This window comes from Desulforhopalus glucosivorans, from assembly GCF_054397165.1.
This window is the reverse complement of the sequence record NZ_AP044854.1, coordinates 2,922,230-2,938,347: the sequence shown is the minus strand read 5'-3', so window position 1 is coordinate 2,938,347 and position 16,118 is coordinate 2,922,230. Positions and strand designations below refer to the sequence as shown.

Sequence of the window (16,118 nt, the reverse complement as noted above, 5' to 3'; positions counted from 1 at the left end):
TATTAAACCTTTGACCAAGCATCTTCAAATTTATCGATTGCTGTTACCTTGTTTATACCAGTACTATGAATGTAGCCTTCAGTTGTTTTTCGATTTTCATGTCCTAGAATTTCCTGGATATGTGAAATTGGAACACCGATACTTTCCATGAAACTTGCTCCTGCATGTCGTAGCGGGTGAAAACGAAAATACTTCACATTAGCGTCTTTACAGAGTGTTTTCATGAATTTTTTTCTGTCTTTATAAGGGCCTACGACTGTTTTACCCTGTGTTTTTGAATAATATCTGTGCCAAAAGACCCATTGAATACTGTGATCTCTCGAATCATTACGACGACAAAGTACCTCACGGAGCTTTGCCGTCATTGGAATGATTCGAGGCGTTTTAGTCCCATGTTTTTTCTTTCTAGTATATAACGTTACAGTGTTACGTTCGAAGTCTATATCTTGCCATCTCAAATTGTTGATTTCTCTGGATCTAGCAAAAGTGTCTTGAAGGCAGTGTAAGTAGTCTCTATGTTCTTGAGATGCTACAGCAAACACCTTCTTGATATCATCAATTGGAGGGACATAGACCTCTTTTTTCTCGACCCTCATCATATCAACATTGAGTGCAGGGTTGATTGTAATGTATCCTTTACGCATCCCCCAATTGAAAAGAGAGCGCAGATAACGTAGTTCCTTATTTGCTGTTTGATTAGAAACTAAACTTCTCTCATCCCTAAGGAATGTAATTAACTCGATTGTTATTTCTGAGCAAGTTAATCCTGACCATTTATCAGCCCAACGTCGTGCGTGGTATAGAGTGTCCATATAATGTTCATGTGATAATCGTTGTTTGACCTCATCTAGTCTTAAATTAAGTAGCTCCAAGAAGTCCATGTCGGTTGAGATCGGTTTGCCCAGCTCGGTTCGTTTCTTTTGCTCCGCTTCCTTGGCCTCTCTTTTCGTTTTGAACCATGCTTGAGTGTATCTCTCGCCCTTCATCATGAAGTCGTACCGCCATCCCTTCTGCTCTACAAGATAAGCGCTCATATAAAACCTCCTGGGAGGGATAAACATCATTCCCCAACTATTACTCACCTTATTTTTGGTGGTTTTTGCTAACGCAGGAAGGACTATGACCGAAGATGTCTACAGTCCAAGACATTGGTATTTTCTCAAAAGCACTACACCTCTTCAATGAGCATTTGCACTACCGCAAATACATCTATTGGTAGGTACATATTTCCTTATTTCGTCCCTGTTATTTACACATTTACCCTGTATTTATTACGCCTGAAACGTTCAAAACGAGTCAGTTTAATAGCAAAAACATATCTCATCTCATTTCCCCACAGAATTGATTGAGGTCGTGTTCACACAGCAATATCTCATGTTGTAAGAAAAAATAATAGAGGGGAGTGTTTTGGGACAAACAACGAAATGTGCTTTTATCTGTTTTCTTGTAGTTGGCATAGGGTGTACAAATTTTTCAGACTCATGTAGTGGTGGGTCTCTCATTGTGAAGACTGACCAAAACAGTTGCTACGATGGTGGTGGTGTCACGATCGATTGTCCGACTGAAGGAGAGGTATTGTACGGACAGGACGCACAGATCGGTGGCAATCAATTTAGTTACAGAGATAACGAAGACGGGAAGGTGTCCTGTGGAACACTGGAGCTAGGAGGATATGATGACTGGCGATTAGAGACTCTGGATGATTTGAATCAGGACGGGATTGTAGACAGAGCAGATCTTTTACTTTTGAAGCGCTTTGTTAGGCAGCAGTTGACCGGAATGTGAATTGAATGATAATGGAAGGATGTAAAGCCATAATGCCCCGCAAGCATATTTGACATATGCTTGCGGGGGGAATGGATTATTCAGTGGAGAATCGTGGGAGAAGTACTCCAGCAACAAGGTATAGCGAAAGGGCAATTGCAAGAGTCATGAAGAAACCTACGTAAATTGCCATAACAACGCTAACTACGCCACCAAGGACAGTAAAGAGACCATTGACCGCCCATGCCCAGCCTACTGCTCCTTTACCGTTTTTATGTGACCCTGCAATACCGACAGCAAAAGGCATTCCCATAAAAAATCCGAGAGGGGCTATAAGTACAAAGGCGGCGAGCATTCTAACTGCTGTCGGCCATTGTAAGAAGTAATCAAGCAATGATTCCTTAAAATATAGCATTGTTAGGCCATATATTGGAATAAGCAAAAATGGTATGAAACGAGCTACTCTTTTCTTTTCTAACTGACTGATGTCAGTTACGTAACTTCCAATCCCAGCTGAAAGTAGGAATGCAAATACTACCGTAACGTAAGTGTATAGAGGGAAGCCTACAAGTTTATGGAATAGTTGTATGAATACCAGCTCAATAGCAATAAAACCTGATCCTAGACAGGCGAAATAACCTATAAAAGAGAACTTACCTTTCCACTGTGCACGTCCGACTTTTGAAAATAGTAACGGTCCGAACAAGCAAACTACAGCTATTGCGAGTGCAGCTCCTGCGGAAACAATAAGATGAATGATATCCATAGGTAAACCGTGTTTGATGGAGTCATTCAAAAGTACTTTGATTGAAGTATCTACATATTGTTCTTTAAAAGAAACAGGTGCGAGCCGCTTTCGAATGTGATTGAAGAATGGTTTGTCGTCAGTTGGAACTTCAATGCGATATGGAATACTCGCTTCAATTTCAGGAGACAAGGTTCCTGTAAAGAATGATTTATCAAGTCTAGAGCTACCTGGATCTATAGGATTGTGAACCAGCTCAAAACCTTCGTGCATGAGAGCGTCAACACGGTCAACCTCTTCCTTTGTCCATGGCTCCATTTTTATAAGAAGAGTTGGCAGGTTGTACCATTGGTTTGCATAATAGAGGAGGAAATGGTTTTCAAAATTCTCTCGTCCCATTTCTTTCCAGGCTTTAGCTGCCGTGAGCACCATCTTTGGGTAAATATGATGGTTAATATGTAAAACACCATTGTTTGTAAGATGTGAAAAATACTCTTTATAGGCATCGGTTGTTTGAAGATAATTTGGTGAAACTGCACCAGATCCCGAAGCAATACTGGATGTTGTATGATTCGACATCATTTGTATGATGTCATATTGTTTCTTGCTTGCCCTTAAAAAGCTACGACCTTCGCCTCGTACAGCGTTTACTTTCTCATTTGTATACGGTTCGATGGCGTATTTTGTTTTCCCAAGTTCAATTACTGAACCTACCATCTCAACAGCGTCTACCGAATTTGCACCAAAAGCAACTGCACCTTTTGTTTCTTGTCCGCCAGCAGCACCGATAATTAAGACATTGGGGTGACTTCCTTCCTTTAACCAGTGAGAGGCAAAAACAAATTTATCCCAAAATTGATCTCTTGCTTTTTCAGGTAGTGATTCTCTTAATTTAACGTAATCACCGTCAAACTTATAGAAATAGCTGGTCTGTGTTCCGCCATCATAGGCAACCCAAATATAAGCATCACGATACTGGATCAGGTCTATACGGGAGATTCGGTCCCATTTAGTTAAAATTTTGCCGCCCTGTAGGGATTTAAAACCACGTTTATCCATGTGGTAATCAATTTCTAGATAATCATCGCCTCTTGAAATGAGAAAACCGGATATACAAATTGCAGCTATCAAAGAGATTGAGGTGAAAACTTTAGATCGGGTTACTAAACTAATAGCTACTAAGGTAATTGCGGATGCAACAAACAGCATTCCAGGGCCGCCCAGAGCCGGAATCAGGAGTGGCACAAGCAAACAACCTAATGAGGCGCCAAACAAATCCCAAAAATATAATTTACCAAACATCTCTGCATGCTTCGTAAATTGGATAGAGAGGATAAAGCCGCCCAGGAAAAATGGTATTACGAGACCGGAAAATACAAGCGCAACCTTGGCCCCGAGGTAGGCGACACTGCTGAAATTGTCAAAATCAATGTGAAATCTGTTGAGGAAAAAATAAATTCCGCTGTAACTAAGCGCTAAAAGCAGGGTGAGCCAGAGTGTCGTTGTATTAGAAAAAAGAAACTTTTTTTCAGCTATGACAGAAGTAACAACCCCGGAAATACCGAAACCGAGTAATGCCAGGGTTATGACCATGTAGGCAAAATGTGGATACCAAAGGATATCCAAAATTCGAATTAAGGAGAGTTCATAAAAGAGTGTAGATAGCGCAATAAGGGCAATATACCCCAGCGCTTTATATGACAACCGTTTACCTTTAATAAGTTCCGACATTATATGCTCCGTTCAACGTTTTAATCAAAATAATTCTAAACCTGCAAACAGGGTGTTTGCGAGTGGTGTATTGTAAGAAATCAAATCCCTTAGCATAATTTTTTTCGAAGGTCTGGTCAATGAATAGTTCTTATAATGGAGATTTACCTGCTGGGGTAAAATTAAAGTGTAGGTGGGTGTATTTTTGGGAAAGATTTTTATTAGCATTTATGTTCGTAGTCTGGTAGTTTCCCTAGCCGTTATTTGCTTAAAAAGTTGTCTCAAGTTTGTCCGTTTTATGTCATTTTTGTCTGAAGTGGATTATTTTTTACGTTTAGGTTAAATCATGAAATACAAGAAATCAAAACGAGTAATTTTGCAGATTTTAGTGGTTTTAACAACTATCATACCTGTGCAGGTGGCTCTAGCTGGATCAGTCTCGACGGTTGAAACCATTGAAGCAAATGCAGAAAAAGTTGTGAAAGTTAATGATAATGTTTCGGTAACAAAAGCAGATGGAGAAGTAACTGCTGAAGTACCTATGTTAGAGGATGGATCTAAAAAAGCTAAACCAACTACGCAACCAATTCCTTCCAAGAAAACATCTCTTTCAACAGGGGCAAAGGTTGGGATCGGTGTAGGTGCTGTCGTGCTGGTTGGTGGTGTCGTAGCACTTGCGGGAGGGAGTGGTGGAAGTGGTGGTGGATCATCAGAACCAGCAGGACCTCCAACCGCAGATTCTCTCGTCTCTGCATGGCAGGCAACTGCGAATCAGCCCGGAAGTGGTCTCACTTACACCGGAACCTATCACCTTTATCAATCAGGGGCGATATCTTACGCTGTTTATATTAGTGATGGGCAGCAATTTGCTGGTGGTGGCAGCTGGACACTTGAGGAGTATCGGTTAACAATTCGCACAGACCATGGTTCCGTATATAGTGGAAGTTTTGCTCCCGGTAATATTAGTAGTGTGGATTTAAACTCAAATACAGGCTGGAATTTATTTCTGACACGCTAATAACTGGATTACATTTGTAAAAAGAAACGACTGTAAAAAACCAGAAAATATTAGTGTTAGGCCCAAATCGTTGGAGGGGATATGGTAAGGAACAAATTAAATATAGTTGTATGTTGTATAATACTGGCACTCCTTTCTTCCTGTGGTACTAAGATTCCTTTTCATTCTAGTCTTGTTGCCCATGATATTGTCTGTGTTGGTGATTCCATTACCTATGGTTTTAAGCTTTCAGATCCTGCACATAACAGTTATCCGGCTCAACTTTCCCAAAAATCGAATGGAGTTTGGAATGTCACTAATATGGGGGTCAACGGTGCAACTGTTCTTTCTAAAGGGGATATCCCATACGTCGCTCAGAAACAATATGTTGAGCTGAAAAAGACAGCACCAAGCGTAGTTGTAATAATGTTAGGCACAAATGATTTAAAAAATAATAATTGGACTCATATTGATGAATTTATTTCAGATTATGTGAAAATGATCAATGGTTTTCATCATTTATCTTCAAAGCCAAAGGTATTTGTTTGTTCAATCCCTCCAATTTTGGTCGACTATCCGAATGGGATTAATGCAGAGCGACAGGGTCTAATTAATTCGTTAATTAAAGAAGCTGCGACGATAACAGGTGCAAAATATATCGATGTGAACGCAAAGTTTTTGGCGAATAATAAATACTCCATAGATGGTGTTCATCCAAGTAAGGCGGGTGCCAGCCTCATTGCTGATTTAGTTTTTAAAAGCATAGTAACTATATGACCTGAAAAGTTGACTGTCAGGAGTATAGCCATATTGCAGGGGTGAGTTGAAACAGTATTTTTCAGAGTCTATAGTCTTTTCCCTAAGATTAGAGTTAGGCTCCTCTGTATGAATAAAATCGTCAATGATAACAGTTTAACAGAATATAATGATAGTTGTACCTTTCCTGCTGAGACTTCTATTTATTTCCAAGTCACAAATGTCTCGTCAATAGACTATTGCTTTTTAACTACTATTTTTGTGTGGACACAATATGCTTAACTATAAACAGCGGCAACTCGATTTAAAAGAGAATCCTAAGACGTGGCTTATTACCGGTGTTGCCGGATTCATAGGTTCAAATCTTTTGGAGACCCTACTCAATCTCGATCAAAATGTGGTTGGGCTGGATAATTTCTCAACAGGATTTCAGCATAATCTTGATGAAGTTGAACAACTTGTTGCTCCAGAGCAATGGAAAAAATTCAAATTTATCGAAGGTGATATTTGTTCTATTGATAACTGCAATGCTGCCTGCAGGGGAGTAGACTATGTATTGCACCAGGCTGCCCTTGGTTCTGTTCCAAGATCAATAGTTGATCCTATCACAACGAATGCAAATAACATTAGCGGCTTTCTTAATATGTTGGTAGCTGCTCGTGATGCGAATATTAAACAATTTGTTTATGCTGCGTCCAGTTCGACATATGGTGACCACCCGGATTTACCAAAACAGGAAGATGTTATTGGCAATCCTCTCTCACCCTATGCCGTAACAAAACTGGTCAACGAGTTATATAGCTCTGTTTTTGCAAGGGTGTACGATTTCAATCCCATTGGGCTAAGATATTTTAATATATTTGGTCAGCGTCAGGACCCTGATGGAGCGTATGCGGCGGTAATTCCAAAATGGTTTGCAGCATTACTTAAAAATGAAACAGTGTTCATCAATGGTGATGGTGAAACCAGTAGGGATTTCTGTTTTATTGAAAACTGTGTCCAGGCAAATATCATGGCTGCAACATCTGACAGTAAGGACGCGAGTAATCAAGTTTATAATGTTGCCTTCGGAGAACGCACCAGCCTGACAGACCTTTTTATGCTCATAAGAGATAGGGTTTCCCCCATTCATCCAGCTGCTGGAAATGCCCAACCGACCTATCGTGACTTTAGAGCAGGAGATGTTCGTCACTCCCTTGCAGATATCAGCAAGGCCGAAACTTTAATTAATTACTCTCCTGAATACACAATTTCTTCAGGTCTAGATAAGGCCGCTCGATGGTATATTGAAAAATTATTATAATCGAAAGGTGTAGGCAACTGAGGAGTGGTTCTTAGGCCGGAAAGTCAGTATTTTCCTTCTTGATGTCATCCCCAGGTTGTAAGTGGATGGAACTGTTTTTCGGAAGGGGACTTGACGACTCGACATAAAATGAAATTGGCATACTCTCGCCGATTCACTCCATTGTTTCTTTTGTTGTTAATAGTTATTTGTTCTCACAATCTTCCAATAGCTTTTTAGCATTGACTTGTGTGACTGGAAATTGTCCTTTCTCCTGCAAAAAAACTATAATCTGGTCTATCTCTTCAGCTTTAAGTTGTTGGATTGCAGGCATGATCTGGTTAAAGGTGACGCCTTCCACAACAATTTCTCCTTTTAAACCATATCTGATGATGCAGGGAAGTTTTGAGACGTTTTCTTTAAGGTAATGTGAATTGCGAATTGGGGGGTAGAGTTTGAGAAAACCTTCTCCCTCACGTCCATGGCATTTTGCGCAGTTGGCGAGGTAGAGGTTGGCTCCTTGCCTAGTGTCATTGCCAAAGGCAAATGCCGGTAGCAGTGAAAATGAAAGAAATATGAGAACATTGAGGAGTGAGGGGAGTCGTTTACTCGTTGTCATGGATGAACTCCCGAAGATCAGTAATAAGCCTGTCCACATCTTGGGCATCGGTTCCTGAGTAATAGCCTCTTATTTTGCGATCTTTATCAACAAGGACAAAATGGCCGCTATGGATGTAGCCATCTACAATTGTGTCATCCTTTATCACACCAAGCATATACTGCTTGGCCATATTAAATATTTCCTGCTGATCACCAGTGACCAGTTGCCACTTGTCGGTCTTGATTCCAAGTCCATCTGCATAGTTTTTGAGTACCTCTACTGTATCAGTTTCCGGGTCAATGGTGTGGGAGAAAAGGAGTACGCCCGGGGTGTCTTTAAATGCTTCATATACCCGGTGCATTTGCCGTTTCATGAGTGGGCAGATAGTCGTACAGGTGGTGAAGAAGAAGTCTGTTACATAGACTTTGTCTTTAAATATCTCTTTGGTTACCAGTTGGCCGTCCTGGTTGTACAATGTAAAATCTTGTGTAACCTCTCCATATACTTTGAATTTTTCATCTACTTTCTTCTCACATCCTGAGAGCAAAAGACAGAGGATGAGGACGAAAAATACGAGGTATTGTGTTGCGTAAGATTTCTTAAAATAGTGTTTTACCATCAGAGTTATAAGGTGTTTAAAATTGATGAAATACTAAGAAGGCCCATAATACCAACGAGGAAACCGTTGAGTGAAATGAATAATATTTTGTAACGTGGGTGTTTTACTCTAAAGAGATGGAATAAAAATCCTGCCCCAAAAAGAGGTGTACACGCGATTAATGTTAAACGAACAGTTTGAGGTAAATAATGTACCAGTATTGTGAGTAATAGAACAACGGATAAAAATGCAAGGAGCCACACGGCGATTATTCGTTTTACCCGGTCGGCTGGGATCTTTGTAATCAAGTTTTGAAATGTACCTTTTTTTCTGTAATCATCTGCATATTCTAAAAGGATTAAACAGAAATGAGGGGGTTGCCAAAGAAAAAATAGTGCCATAACCGTTAAAATCATCGGATCGCCCAATTGGCCCCCGGCACTTGTCCATCCAATTGCTGGTGGCAGTGCTCCTGATATTCCTCCGGGTAGGAGGGCAAATTCAGAGTAGGGTTTAAAGGGCGTGTATATGAAGTTGTAAATAATGAGTGCTGCAAGCCCCAGGAAAAACGGAAGTAAGGTGTTTCCGATAAAGGCTAAAAGCAAAAGCCCCAGGGAGCAATTTAATACTGCAAAATATGTAGCGTGCTGTTTTGAAATTAAGCCAGAAGCTACCGGTCGTTTGCAGGTTCTTGTGTATGAGGCGTCTGATTCTTTTTCCTGGATAGAGTTGAAAGAGGCTGCTCCGCAGGCGAGGAAGAAGACGCCTGAAAAGGAGAGTAAGAATTCAAGATTGAAATGAGATTGAGTAAGACAATAGCCAAAAACATTAGAAGCAGCCACCATGAGGCAGAGTGGTGCTTTGGCCACTTTGGAGTAGGTTAAAAAAGAATTTTGACGGATAGGTTGCATTGGTGGCTTTCTTGGGCATCAAAAGTTGATCGTTCATCTCATCCCGGGAGAAAAAATCCAAGCCGGGATAAGTGCTTTGGGGACAATAAAAATTCTCAAAAGAATGAATTTTTATTGAAAAGCACTAATCCTCTTCCTCCTCTAACCACTCATCATACCTGTCCTGTGAAACGACATTGAGTTTTGCTGTCATATAGGCGTGCTCAGTTCCACAATATTCTGCGCAGAGAATGTCGAATTCTCCTTCCTCTCGTGGCATAAACCACAGGTATGTGGGGAGGCCTTTGACTGCATCAGCCTTTACTCTGAATGCGGGTATGAAAAAGCTGTGGATGACATCCAGGGACTCGATGTTGAGTTTGATTGGTGTGTTGACTGGCACCACCAATTCATTCTCCGTCTCTTTGTCATTATCGTATACAAAGATCCAGGAAAACATCTGGCCAAAAACCTCAACCTCAAGGGCTTCTTCCGGGACATTACGCAGGCCTGTATAGGATTGCCAACCCACCCAGAACATAGAGAGAGCAATAAGTGTCGGGATAACAGTCCAGATTACCTCAAGTTTCCAATTATCCCGAATATCTGATGGCACGGGGTTTTTACTACGACGATATTTAACGACGAAGTAAATCATTACTGCGGTTATAGCCGCAAGTAGAACAATAGAAACCACAAATATGTACCAAAAGGCACGGTCTACGCCTACTACTGGATCCATAGGTTTATTCCTCGTGAAAATTCATAAAGCGAAAACTGTTACCTAAAGGCGACATCAAAAAATGTGAAACTGATCATGATCGCCAGAAAACAGATGGTGCTGATAAATGATATAGTGATTGCTTTACTTTCATATTTGAGATGCATAAAAAATAACAGGACAAGGCTGACCTTGAAACAGGCGATACCTAGAGCAACAGGGACGTTGAAAACGCCCATGTCAAAGTAACTGACTCCGACGGTCACTCCAGTAAGGATGAGCAGGGTAACAAGGACCGCTGCCAGCTTTTTGTAGCTCATCATGTGTTGGGTTTCTGCGCTCATAAAAAATCCCCTACAATACAAGATAAAATAACGGAAAAACAAAGATCCAGATCAAATCCACCAGATGCCAGTAAAGTCCTGAGTTCTCAAGCATGGCAAAACGGTCTGCTCTTACCTTGTTTGCGGCTACGAGTACAAAACTAATGGCAAGCAGTGTCATGCCTATAATGACATGCAATCCGTGGAGGCCTGTTATGACATAGTAGAGGCCAAAGAAGATATTCTGCCCCGGAGGCCCGTCCACAAGTGTTTCGGAATTTGGGTAGATATCATGGTGAATTTTGGCTCCCCATTCAAAGTATTTGTTGATGAGAAAAACAATTCCACAAAAAAAGGAAAATCCAATCAGGCCAAGGGAGAGTTTTTTGGACCCCAGCCGTATAGCTGTAATGGATGCGGCCACAGTAAAGCTGCTCAGCAATAATATCATGGTATTGGCTGCACCAAAAATTCTATTGAGTTGTTTACCTCCCTCAACAAAGTCTTCAGGGTAGGCGTGAAAGTAGGCCGCGTAGAGCACAAACAGCCCACCAAACAATATTATCTCAGAGTAGAGGAAGAGCCACATCCCCAGGCGGATGCCAAGAAAATCGGGTTTGTTTGTCATGTTTTCGCAGCCTTTTTCACTATGTCAGTAAAATCGTATGGGTAATCTTTTATTACCGGTTTCTCGACGAAATTGTGTAGTGGTGGGGGAGAGGGGACCGTCCACTCAAGGGTAACTCCTCCCCAGGGGTTTGAAGACGCTACGCGTTTTTCTTTGAGGCTGCGGATGAGGTTAAAGAGCATGAGTATGATACCAACAAACATCAGGAGACCACCTACAGCCGCAAGCCCATTACCTTTGGCGAATTGAGGGAGGTAATCATAGTATCTGCGCGGCATACCCATCATTCCCACCACAAACATTGGAACGTAATGGAACATGAAGCCGACCGTTGAAAGGGTTGCGGCGATATATGCTCTACGATTGTTGTACATCACTCCAAATATTTTAGGCCACCAGTAGTGCAGCCCCGCAAAAAAAGCAAAGCCGGTACCGCCAAACATGGTGAAGTGGAAATGAGAAACAACAAAGTGGGTATCATGAACATGAATATCAGTTCCAGCTGCACCAAGGACAAGCCCTGTTAGACCACCCACTGAGAACAGGTAGATGAATACCAGAGCGTAGAGGAGTGGTGGAGTCATTTCAATGGAGGCCTTGTACATGGTTCCAACCCAGGAGAAGACTTTCACTGCGGTTGGGATAGCAACAAGAAAGGTGAGGAGAGAAAAGATAAAAACTGCGGTGTCACTCATGCCGCTGGTGTACATATGGTGAGCCCAGACAAGAGAACCTGCAACCGCAATACCCATGGATGAGTAGACAATGGCCTTGTAGCCAAAGATTGCCTTGCGGCTAAACGTTGGAATAATCTCAGAAATAATTCCCATGCCGGGTAGGATCATAACATACACAGCAGGGTGGGAATACATCCAAAATAAATGTTGGTAGAGAACAGGGTCACCACCTTTGTCCGGATCAAAAAGTCCTACACCAAAGAGTCGTTCAAAGATGACGAGGAGAAGAGTAATTGAAACCACAGGTGTTGCGAGTAATTGGACCCAGCCTGTTGCGTACAAAGACCAGGTAAAGAGTGGGATCTGCATCCAGCCCATTTCTTTGATCCGCATTCTGTGTACGGTGGTAATAAAGTTAAGTCCGGTGAGCATAGACGACATGCCGAGGATAAAGGCTGCAAGGACTGTAAGTGGAACATTGTGATTGGTTGTAACACTAAACGGAACGTAGAAGGTCCAACCTGTATCTGGAAAGCCGCCACCGGTAAAAAGCGATACAATGGCCATAAGGCCGCCTAGCATATACAAATACCAGGACAGGAGGTTAAGGCGCGGAAAAAACACGTCATCTGCACCCAACTGAATGGGCAATATAAAGTTGCCGAATATTGCTGGGATCGCCGGAATGACAAAGAGAAAAATCATTATCACCCCGTGCAGGGTGAATGCAGAATTGTACATCTCGGCCCCCATAATCGTGGGGCCTATTGTCATCAACTCAATACGAATAAGAAAGCCAAGGGTGATGGCAAGGGTAAACCAGAAGAGGACCGCCCAGAGGTACATGATGGCGAGTCGTTTATGGTCATGGGTAAGAAGCCATGCCTTGATTCCCGTGAGGTGTGACGGGGCCGGTGTTTCAAAAAACGTTTTTACATCAGACATAATGAGTAGTTTCCATTATACCGAAAAATCTATGACGTTTACCCGGTACAACTTGGGGAGTCTTTATCTTTCGGTGTTGTTATCGGGTGTCTTTCCGTAATGTTCGTATTAGGAAATATCCGCCTAAAACAATAAGCAGGATTATTGATCCTTTCATGATACCAAATATTTTACGGTTTCTTTCTGGATTACCTTCGAGACAATAGGCGAGAAAACGACGAATTGAGGTCGCCGGTGTTCCTTTTTCTGCCTCGGATATAGCTAAGTCGACGTCTCCTGAAAGAAATCCGCCATACACATATTTTATGATTTTACCATCGTCTGCCAATGCCACAAGAGCAGACGGGTGAAGAAACAGTCCTCCACCTGCCACCTTGAATGTGTAGCCTATACTATCAGTGACCAGCTTTATATTTTTTTGATCGCCAGTAAGAAACGACCATGAATCGGTAGAAAACTGCCCTTTAAGCATATTGGTGTAGTTCTTTTTAGCCTTTGCCGCGTCCTTTGGTGTTTCCTGATCATCAAAACTAAAGGTGATGATGTTAAATGTGTCTTGCTCTAACTTTGTTTGCTGAAGGGCTAGAGCCAGGTTGGCCATGTCAAATGAGCAAATACGGGGGCAATTAAAGTAGACAGGTAAAAGTAGTGTCGGTTTATTTATGAGCTGCCCAAGAGTTACTTTTTCACCTTGTTCGTTAGTAAAGGTAGCATCCAGGGGGATAAAGTCTCCCCCTTTTTCCACAACTCCCGTTGGCTCTTCAATAACCTCTGGCTCTTTTGAACCAAAAGCCTCCCCTCCTGCGTTGTGTAGAAGTAACACGAGCAGGAGAGGAACAAGCCAGGGATGAGTTGTACATCGTATCATTTATTTTTTAGCACCGGTACTAAGGTTAACAGTAAAGGTGGCGTGGACCTTATGCTTTGTCTTGAAAGAGTCCCGTCCTTCACCGTGGGCCAGGATTACTGTTGTATCAGCAGCTGGATCTATAACACCGTCTTTTTCATCGCCTGAGTTAAGTGGAATAGTAAACTCAATAGTCGTTACTCCACCTTCTTCTGTTCCGCCTACAACGGTAACGTGATCAACACCGCCTACTTTTTCATCGCCTTTGTGCTGGGTGGTAGCTGTTCCAAATTCATCAGAAATTTTTACTTTGCCCTTTTTGACGTAGCCTATGATGATGTTGGCGTCTTTCATCTTTTTGCTTGGGTTAAAACCTACAGCAACCCAGCTATCGGTTTTGGCGGAGAGTTTAACCGCGAGCCGGTCTCCCTCGACGCTCCAGGCAAAAGTGATATTGTTCTCGGTGAGAGTGTGCTGATACTCAGTACTTTGGGCCACACTTACCATGGTGCATAGTGCAAAAAATATGGCTGCTGTGGCAGCAAAAGTCCTTTTAAACATAAATTTTCTCCTTTATTGAATCTGTTTAATATTGTGATTGTGTGGTGGTTCCACGCTTTCCGAGGTTAGCCGTAGATGAGCTCTCCACCAGAGAATCCTAGTCCACCGGCACAGGCTAGACAGAGTGTGTAGAGTAAGAAAAGTTTTCCTGTACTTGCTCCTTGCAGGTTTGCACGAATACTAATAGCAAGCAGTACCGTAAGGACCGCTGCCAAGACGAATTTCACGATGATAAAAACACTCATTGTTGAACCAAAAAACTGCTGCCAATCGAGAAATCCGGCAAATATTGTTGGAAAAATGAAAATAAGTCCTACCACTGAGCAGTGAAGAGACGTCTTGATAAAGATGGTTTTTTTGGTGATGAGAGCAAAAAAACTAAAAAAGAAACAGCCTATTACCATTCCCATGGGGATATGGGTAAGGGCAGGGTGGAGTGGATGGGCGAAGCCAATTGCTTCGAGGGTGCTGAAGATAAGGTCCGTCATATTTCACCTCGGTGTAATATTGCAGAAATCTTTAGTGCCTTATTCCAGAAAACCTGTCTAGAAAAACAAGAAATCCAGATATTGGTTTGAAACCAAGTATGTATGCTAACCGCCAAGGCACGTATCCCGTTTGTCGGGCTGTACTACTCAGTTAATGAGTCAGGTTCTAGCAAGAATAAATGTCCTCTATTGCTGTTATACTATGGCACATTTGTTGAAGAATCAAGCAATTGAATAGAGAAGATTGTGGATTTATCTGAAAAAAAAATGGCTGGGTCTCGCAAAGCACAGAAATACAGTGTTGTAGCTCCATATTATCTGCACTGCATTTAGTAATTTTCAGTCAGTGTTTGGACCTTGAGTAATGCAAATGTCTGATGTGATTATACCAATCTTTATTTGTAGTTTGATTGTACAAATTTGTCACAATTTAGACAGTTTATGAGACAGTTTATATGTTGAAACTGGATGCTCAGAGTTGTATTTTCGCTTCATTAAATAACTTGTCTTAATACCAGAAAAACAAAATTTATTGTAACAAAATAATAATTTACGGTGGAGTGATGAAGATAATTGTAGCAGTCATTGTAGGGTTGTGCTTTTTCGCAGGGTACAATGTGCAGGCAGGTGAGATAAAGACAGATCTAACTGAAGTACCTCCGGTAGAGTTAGTGGCCGGTGCTAAAAGTTCAGCTGATGTTGTAGTCGATGTTCAGGCCGAAGGGGGTGTAGTCGAAGCAACGAATGAAGTTGAATTGGTTGCTGATTGCAAAAATGAGCCGCAGGCAGTGGCTGAAGACCTTCTTGAAGGGGGAACTGACGAAGCACACTCTGGAAGTTCTGGCTTTGTTGATCAATACATAGCAGGTAGATTGCAGATCGGAACCAGAATGGCCACACGCTCTCTTACTGATTCTGATTCGGGCCATGAGGGTGGAACCTATGGTTCCGGAACCTATCTTGGAACTATTTATGCGCTCGAGGAAGTTCAGGATTACACACCATATCTTTTTTATATGAAATACTTTTTCAGTGATTACATAGCAGCAGAGCTTGCATATGATAGTGTGACAGCAGAGACTCGTGCAACTACAGTAGGTTATTCAGGTGATAAGACTGATGGAGATGTTACACTATCTGGTCCAACCATAAGTCTTGTAGCTCATATTCCCAATTCTACAAAATTTAGTCCTTACGCCTCCATAGGGGTTGGATTCTATTCTGGGGATTTTGATGAGGCAGCAAGTTGGGCGCTAGGTTACAAAACCCCTTCCGATTATGAAGATGCAGGGAGCCCTTCAACAGCACTAAATGGAAGGATCAGAGAAATGGTTACTGATGATGCCGTAGGAATACTGCTTGGTCTTGGTTGTACCTATGCATTGAATGCAAACTGGTTGTTGGATATCTCCATGCAGTATACCCAGGTTGATGTTGATGCGACTTTTAATGGATATACGTATGGTGTGCTGGACACCGTCCAGAACGGTAATTTCCCAATAGATAATATTGCATTCCGTTTAGGTTTGGCGTATCAGTTTTAAGTTAGAACAAGTATCCTGCATAGCAACAGGTAGAAACGAAA

Annotated in this window: 17 protein-coding genes; 5 read left to right on the top strand and 12 right to left on the bottom strand. The window is 41.9% G+C overall.

Going from position 1 to position 16,118, the window contains the following annotated elements; all coding sequences use genetic code 11:
• Positions 1–2 precede the first annotated feature (2 nt).
• Entirely contained in the window at positions 3–1,034 is a 1,032-nt protein-coding gene (locus ACX6CI_RS12750; protein ID WP_458774030.1) for a tyrosine-type recombinase/integrase, read from the bottom strand.
• Positions 1,035–1,503: 469 nt separating this feature from the next.
• Between ACX6CI_RS12750 and ACX6CI_RS12745 the strand changes: the two genes are divergently transcribed.
• The gene (locus tag ACX6CI_RS12745) at positions 1,504–1,785 is read left to right on the top strand and encodes a hypothetical protein (RefSeq protein WP_458774029.1); all 282 of its coding nucleotides are present in this window, start codon (positions 1,504–1,506) and stop codon (positions 1,783–1,785) included.
• A gap of 76 nt (positions 1,786–1,861) precedes the next feature.
• Here ACX6CI_RS12745 and ACX6CI_RS12740 read toward each other — a convergent pair whose 3' ends face one another.
• Positions 1,862–4,240 carry a spermidine synthase family protein gene (locus ACX6CI_RS12740; RefSeq protein ID WP_458774028.1) on the bottom strand — a complete coding sequence of 793 codons (2,379 nt, stop codon included), beginning with the start codon at positions 4,238–4,240 and terminating at the stop codon, positions 1,862–1,864.
• 325 nt (positions 4,241–4,565) lie between these two features.
• Between ACX6CI_RS12740 and ACX6CI_RS12735 the strand changes: the two genes are divergently transcribed.
• From ACX6CI_RS12735 to ACX6CI_RS12725, 3 genes are all read left to right on the top strand, one after another.
• Positions 4,566–5,237 carry a hypothetical protein gene (locus tag ACX6CI_RS12735; protein WP_458774027.1) on the top strand — a complete coding sequence of 224 codons (672 nt, stop codon included), beginning with the start codon at positions 4,566–4,568 and terminating at the stop codon, positions 5,235–5,237.
• Between the two features lie 81 nt (positions 5,238–5,318).
• The gene (locus ACX6CI_RS12730) at positions 5,319–5,993 is read left to right on the top strand and encodes a GDSL-type esterase/lipase family protein (RefSeq protein ID WP_458774026.1); all 675 of its coding nucleotides are present in this window, start codon (positions 5,319–5,321) and stop codon (positions 5,991–5,993) included.
• Positions 5,994–6,246: 253 nt separating this feature from the next.
• Entirely contained in the window at positions 6,247–7,275 is a 1,029-nt protein-coding gene (locus ACX6CI_RS12725; RefSeq protein ID WP_458774025.1) for an NAD-dependent epimerase/dehydratase family protein, read from the top strand.
• Positions 7,276–7,459: 184 nt separating this feature from the next.
• Here ACX6CI_RS12725 and ACX6CI_RS12720 read toward each other — a convergent pair whose 3' ends face one another.
• The 10 genes from ACX6CI_RS12720 to ACX6CI_RS12675 all read right to left on the bottom strand — a co-directional run bounded on the left by ACX6CI_RS12720 (position 7,460) and on the right by ACX6CI_RS12675 (position 14,533).
• Positions 7,460–7,873 (bottom strand): c-type cytochrome, encoded by a 414-nt coding sequence (locus ACX6CI_RS12720; RefSeq protein WP_458774024.1) that lies wholly within the window; start codon positions 7,871–7,873, stop codon positions 7,460–7,462.
• Positions 7,860–8,474, bottom strand: coding sequence for an SCO family protein (locus ACX6CI_RS12715; protein WP_458774023.1), 615 nt, complete (start codon positions 8,472–8,474; stop codon positions 7,860–7,862). The genes ACX6CI_RS12720 and ACX6CI_RS12715 overlap by 14 nt, the downstream gene beginning before the upstream one ends.
• 5 nt (positions 8,475–8,479) lie before the next feature.
• Complete coding sequence (locus ACX6CI_RS12710) at positions 8,480–9,364, bottom strand: UbiA family prenyltransferase (protein WP_458774022.1); 885 nt, start codon at positions 9,362–9,364, stop codon at positions 8,480–8,482.
• 124 nt (positions 9,365–9,488) lie between these two features.
• On the bottom strand, positions 9,489–10,085 hold the full coding sequence (gene coxB / locus ACX6CI_RS12705) for a cytochrome c oxidase subunit II (RefSeq protein WP_458774021.1): 597 nt from the start codon (positions 10,083–10,085) through the stop codon (positions 9,489–9,491).
• 38 nt (positions 10,086–10,123) lie between these two features.
• Positions 10,124–10,408, bottom strand: coding sequence for a cytochrome C oxidase subunit IV family protein (locus ACX6CI_RS12700; RefSeq protein ID WP_458774020.1), 285 nt, complete (start codon positions 10,406–10,408; stop codon positions 10,124–10,126).
• A 10-nt stretch (positions 10,409–10,418) separates the two neighbouring features.
• Positions 10,419–11,015, bottom strand: coding sequence for a cytochrome c oxidase subunit 3 family protein (locus ACX6CI_RS12695; protein ID WP_458774019.1), 597 nt, complete (start codon positions 11,013–11,015; stop codon positions 10,419–10,421).
• The gene (locus ACX6CI_RS12690; RefSeq protein WP_458774018.1) at positions 11,012–12,637 is read right to left on the bottom strand and encodes a cytochrome c oxidase subunit I; all 1,626 of its coding nucleotides are present in this window, start codon (positions 12,635–12,637) and stop codon (positions 11,012–11,014) included. Before ACX6CI_RS12690 ends, ACX6CI_RS12695 begins: the two co-directional genes overlap by 4 nt.
• A gap of 79 nt (positions 12,638–12,716) precedes the next feature.
• Positions 12,717–13,505, bottom strand: coding sequence for an SCO family protein (locus ACX6CI_RS12685; protein WP_458774017.1), 789 nt, complete (start codon positions 13,503–13,505; stop codon positions 12,717–12,719).
• Positions 13,506–14,045, bottom strand: a complete 540-nt coding sequence (locus tag ACX6CI_RS12680; RefSeq protein WP_458774016.1) for a DOMON domain-containing protein — start codon at positions 14,043–14,045, stop codon at positions 13,506–13,508.
• Positions 14,046–14,110: 65 nt separating this feature from the next.
• Positions 14,111–14,533 (bottom strand): DUF2231 domain-containing protein, encoded by a 423-nt coding sequence (locus ACX6CI_RS12675; RefSeq protein WP_458774015.1) that lies wholly within the window; start codon positions 14,531–14,533, stop codon positions 14,111–14,113.
• A 563-nt stretch (positions 14,534–15,096) separates the two neighbouring features.
• Between ACX6CI_RS12675 and ACX6CI_RS12670 the strand changes: the two genes are divergently transcribed.
• On the top strand, positions 15,097–16,077 hold the full coding sequence (locus ACX6CI_RS12670) for an OmpW family outer membrane protein (protein WP_458774014.1): 981 nt from the start codon (positions 15,097–15,099) through the stop codon (positions 16,075–16,077).
• Positions 16,078–16,118: the final 41 nt, after the last annotated feature.

Excerpts from the sequence above, each read along its gene's own strand:
- ACX6CI_RS12670 (WP_458774014.1), top strand. The coding sequence starts at position 15,097 with ATGAAGATAATTGTAGCAGTCATTGTAGGGTTGTGCTTTTTCGCAGGG.
- ACX6CI_RS12730 (WP_458774026.1), top strand. The coding sequence starts at position 5,319 with ATGGTAAGGAACAAATTAAATATAGTTGTATGTTGTATAATACTGGCA.
- ACX6CI_RS12695 (WP_458774019.1), bottom strand. The coding sequence starts at position 11,015 with ATGACAAACAAACCCGATTTTCTTGGCATCCGCCTGGGGATGTGGCTC.
- ACX6CI_RS12720 (WP_458774024.1), bottom strand. The coding sequence starts at position 7,873 with ATGACAACGAGTAAACGACTCCCCTCACTCCTCAATGTTCTCATATTT.
- ACX6CI_RS12735 (WP_458774027.1), top strand. The coding sequence starts at position 4,566 with ATGAAATACAAGAAATCAAAACGAGTAATTTTGCAGATTTTAGTGGTT.
- ACX6CI_RS12680 (WP_458774016.1), bottom strand. The coding sequence starts at position 14,045 with ATGTTTAAAAGGACTTTTGCTGCCACAGCAGCCATATTTTTTGCACTA.
- ACX6CI_RS12675 (WP_458774015.1), bottom strand. The coding sequence starts at position 14,533 with ATGACGGACCTTATCTTCAGCACCCTCGAAGCAATTGGCTTCGCCCAT.
- ACX6CI_RS12710 (WP_458774022.1), bottom strand. The coding sequence starts at position 9,364 with ATGCAACCTATCCGTCAAAATTCTTTTTTAACCTACTCCAAAGTGGCC.
- ACX6CI_RS12740 (WP_458774028.1), bottom strand. The coding sequence starts at position 4,240 with ATGTCGGAACTTATTAAAGGTAAACGGTTGTCATATAAAGCGCTGGGG.
- ACX6CI_RS12725 (WP_458774025.1), top strand. The coding sequence starts at position 6,247 with ATGCTTAACTATAAACAGCGGCAACTCGATTTAAAAGAGAATCCTAAG.
- ACX6CI_RS12750 (WP_458774030.1), bottom strand. The coding sequence starts at position 1,034 with ATGAGCGCTTATCTTGTAGAGCAGAAGGGATGGCGGTACGACTTCATG.
- ACX6CI_RS12685 (WP_458774017.1), bottom strand. The coding sequence starts at position 13,505 with ATGATACGATGTACAACTCATCCCTGGCTTGTTCCTCTCCTGCTCGTG.
- ACX6CI_RS12715 (WP_458774023.1), bottom strand. The coding sequence starts at position 8,474 with ATGGTAAAACACTATTTTAAGAAATCTTACGCAACACAATACCTCGTA.
- ACX6CI_RS12690 (WP_458774018.1), bottom strand. The coding sequence starts at position 12,637 with ATGTCTGATGTAAAAACGTTTTTTGAAACACCGGCCCCGTCACACCTC.
- coxB (WP_458774021.1), bottom strand. The coding sequence starts at position 10,085 with ATGGATCCAGTAGTAGGCGTAGACCGTGCCTTTTGGTACATATTTGTG.
- ACX6CI_RS12700 (WP_458774020.1), bottom strand. The coding sequence starts at position 10,408 with ATGAGCGCAGAAACCCAACACATGATGAGCTACAAAAAGCTGGCAGCG.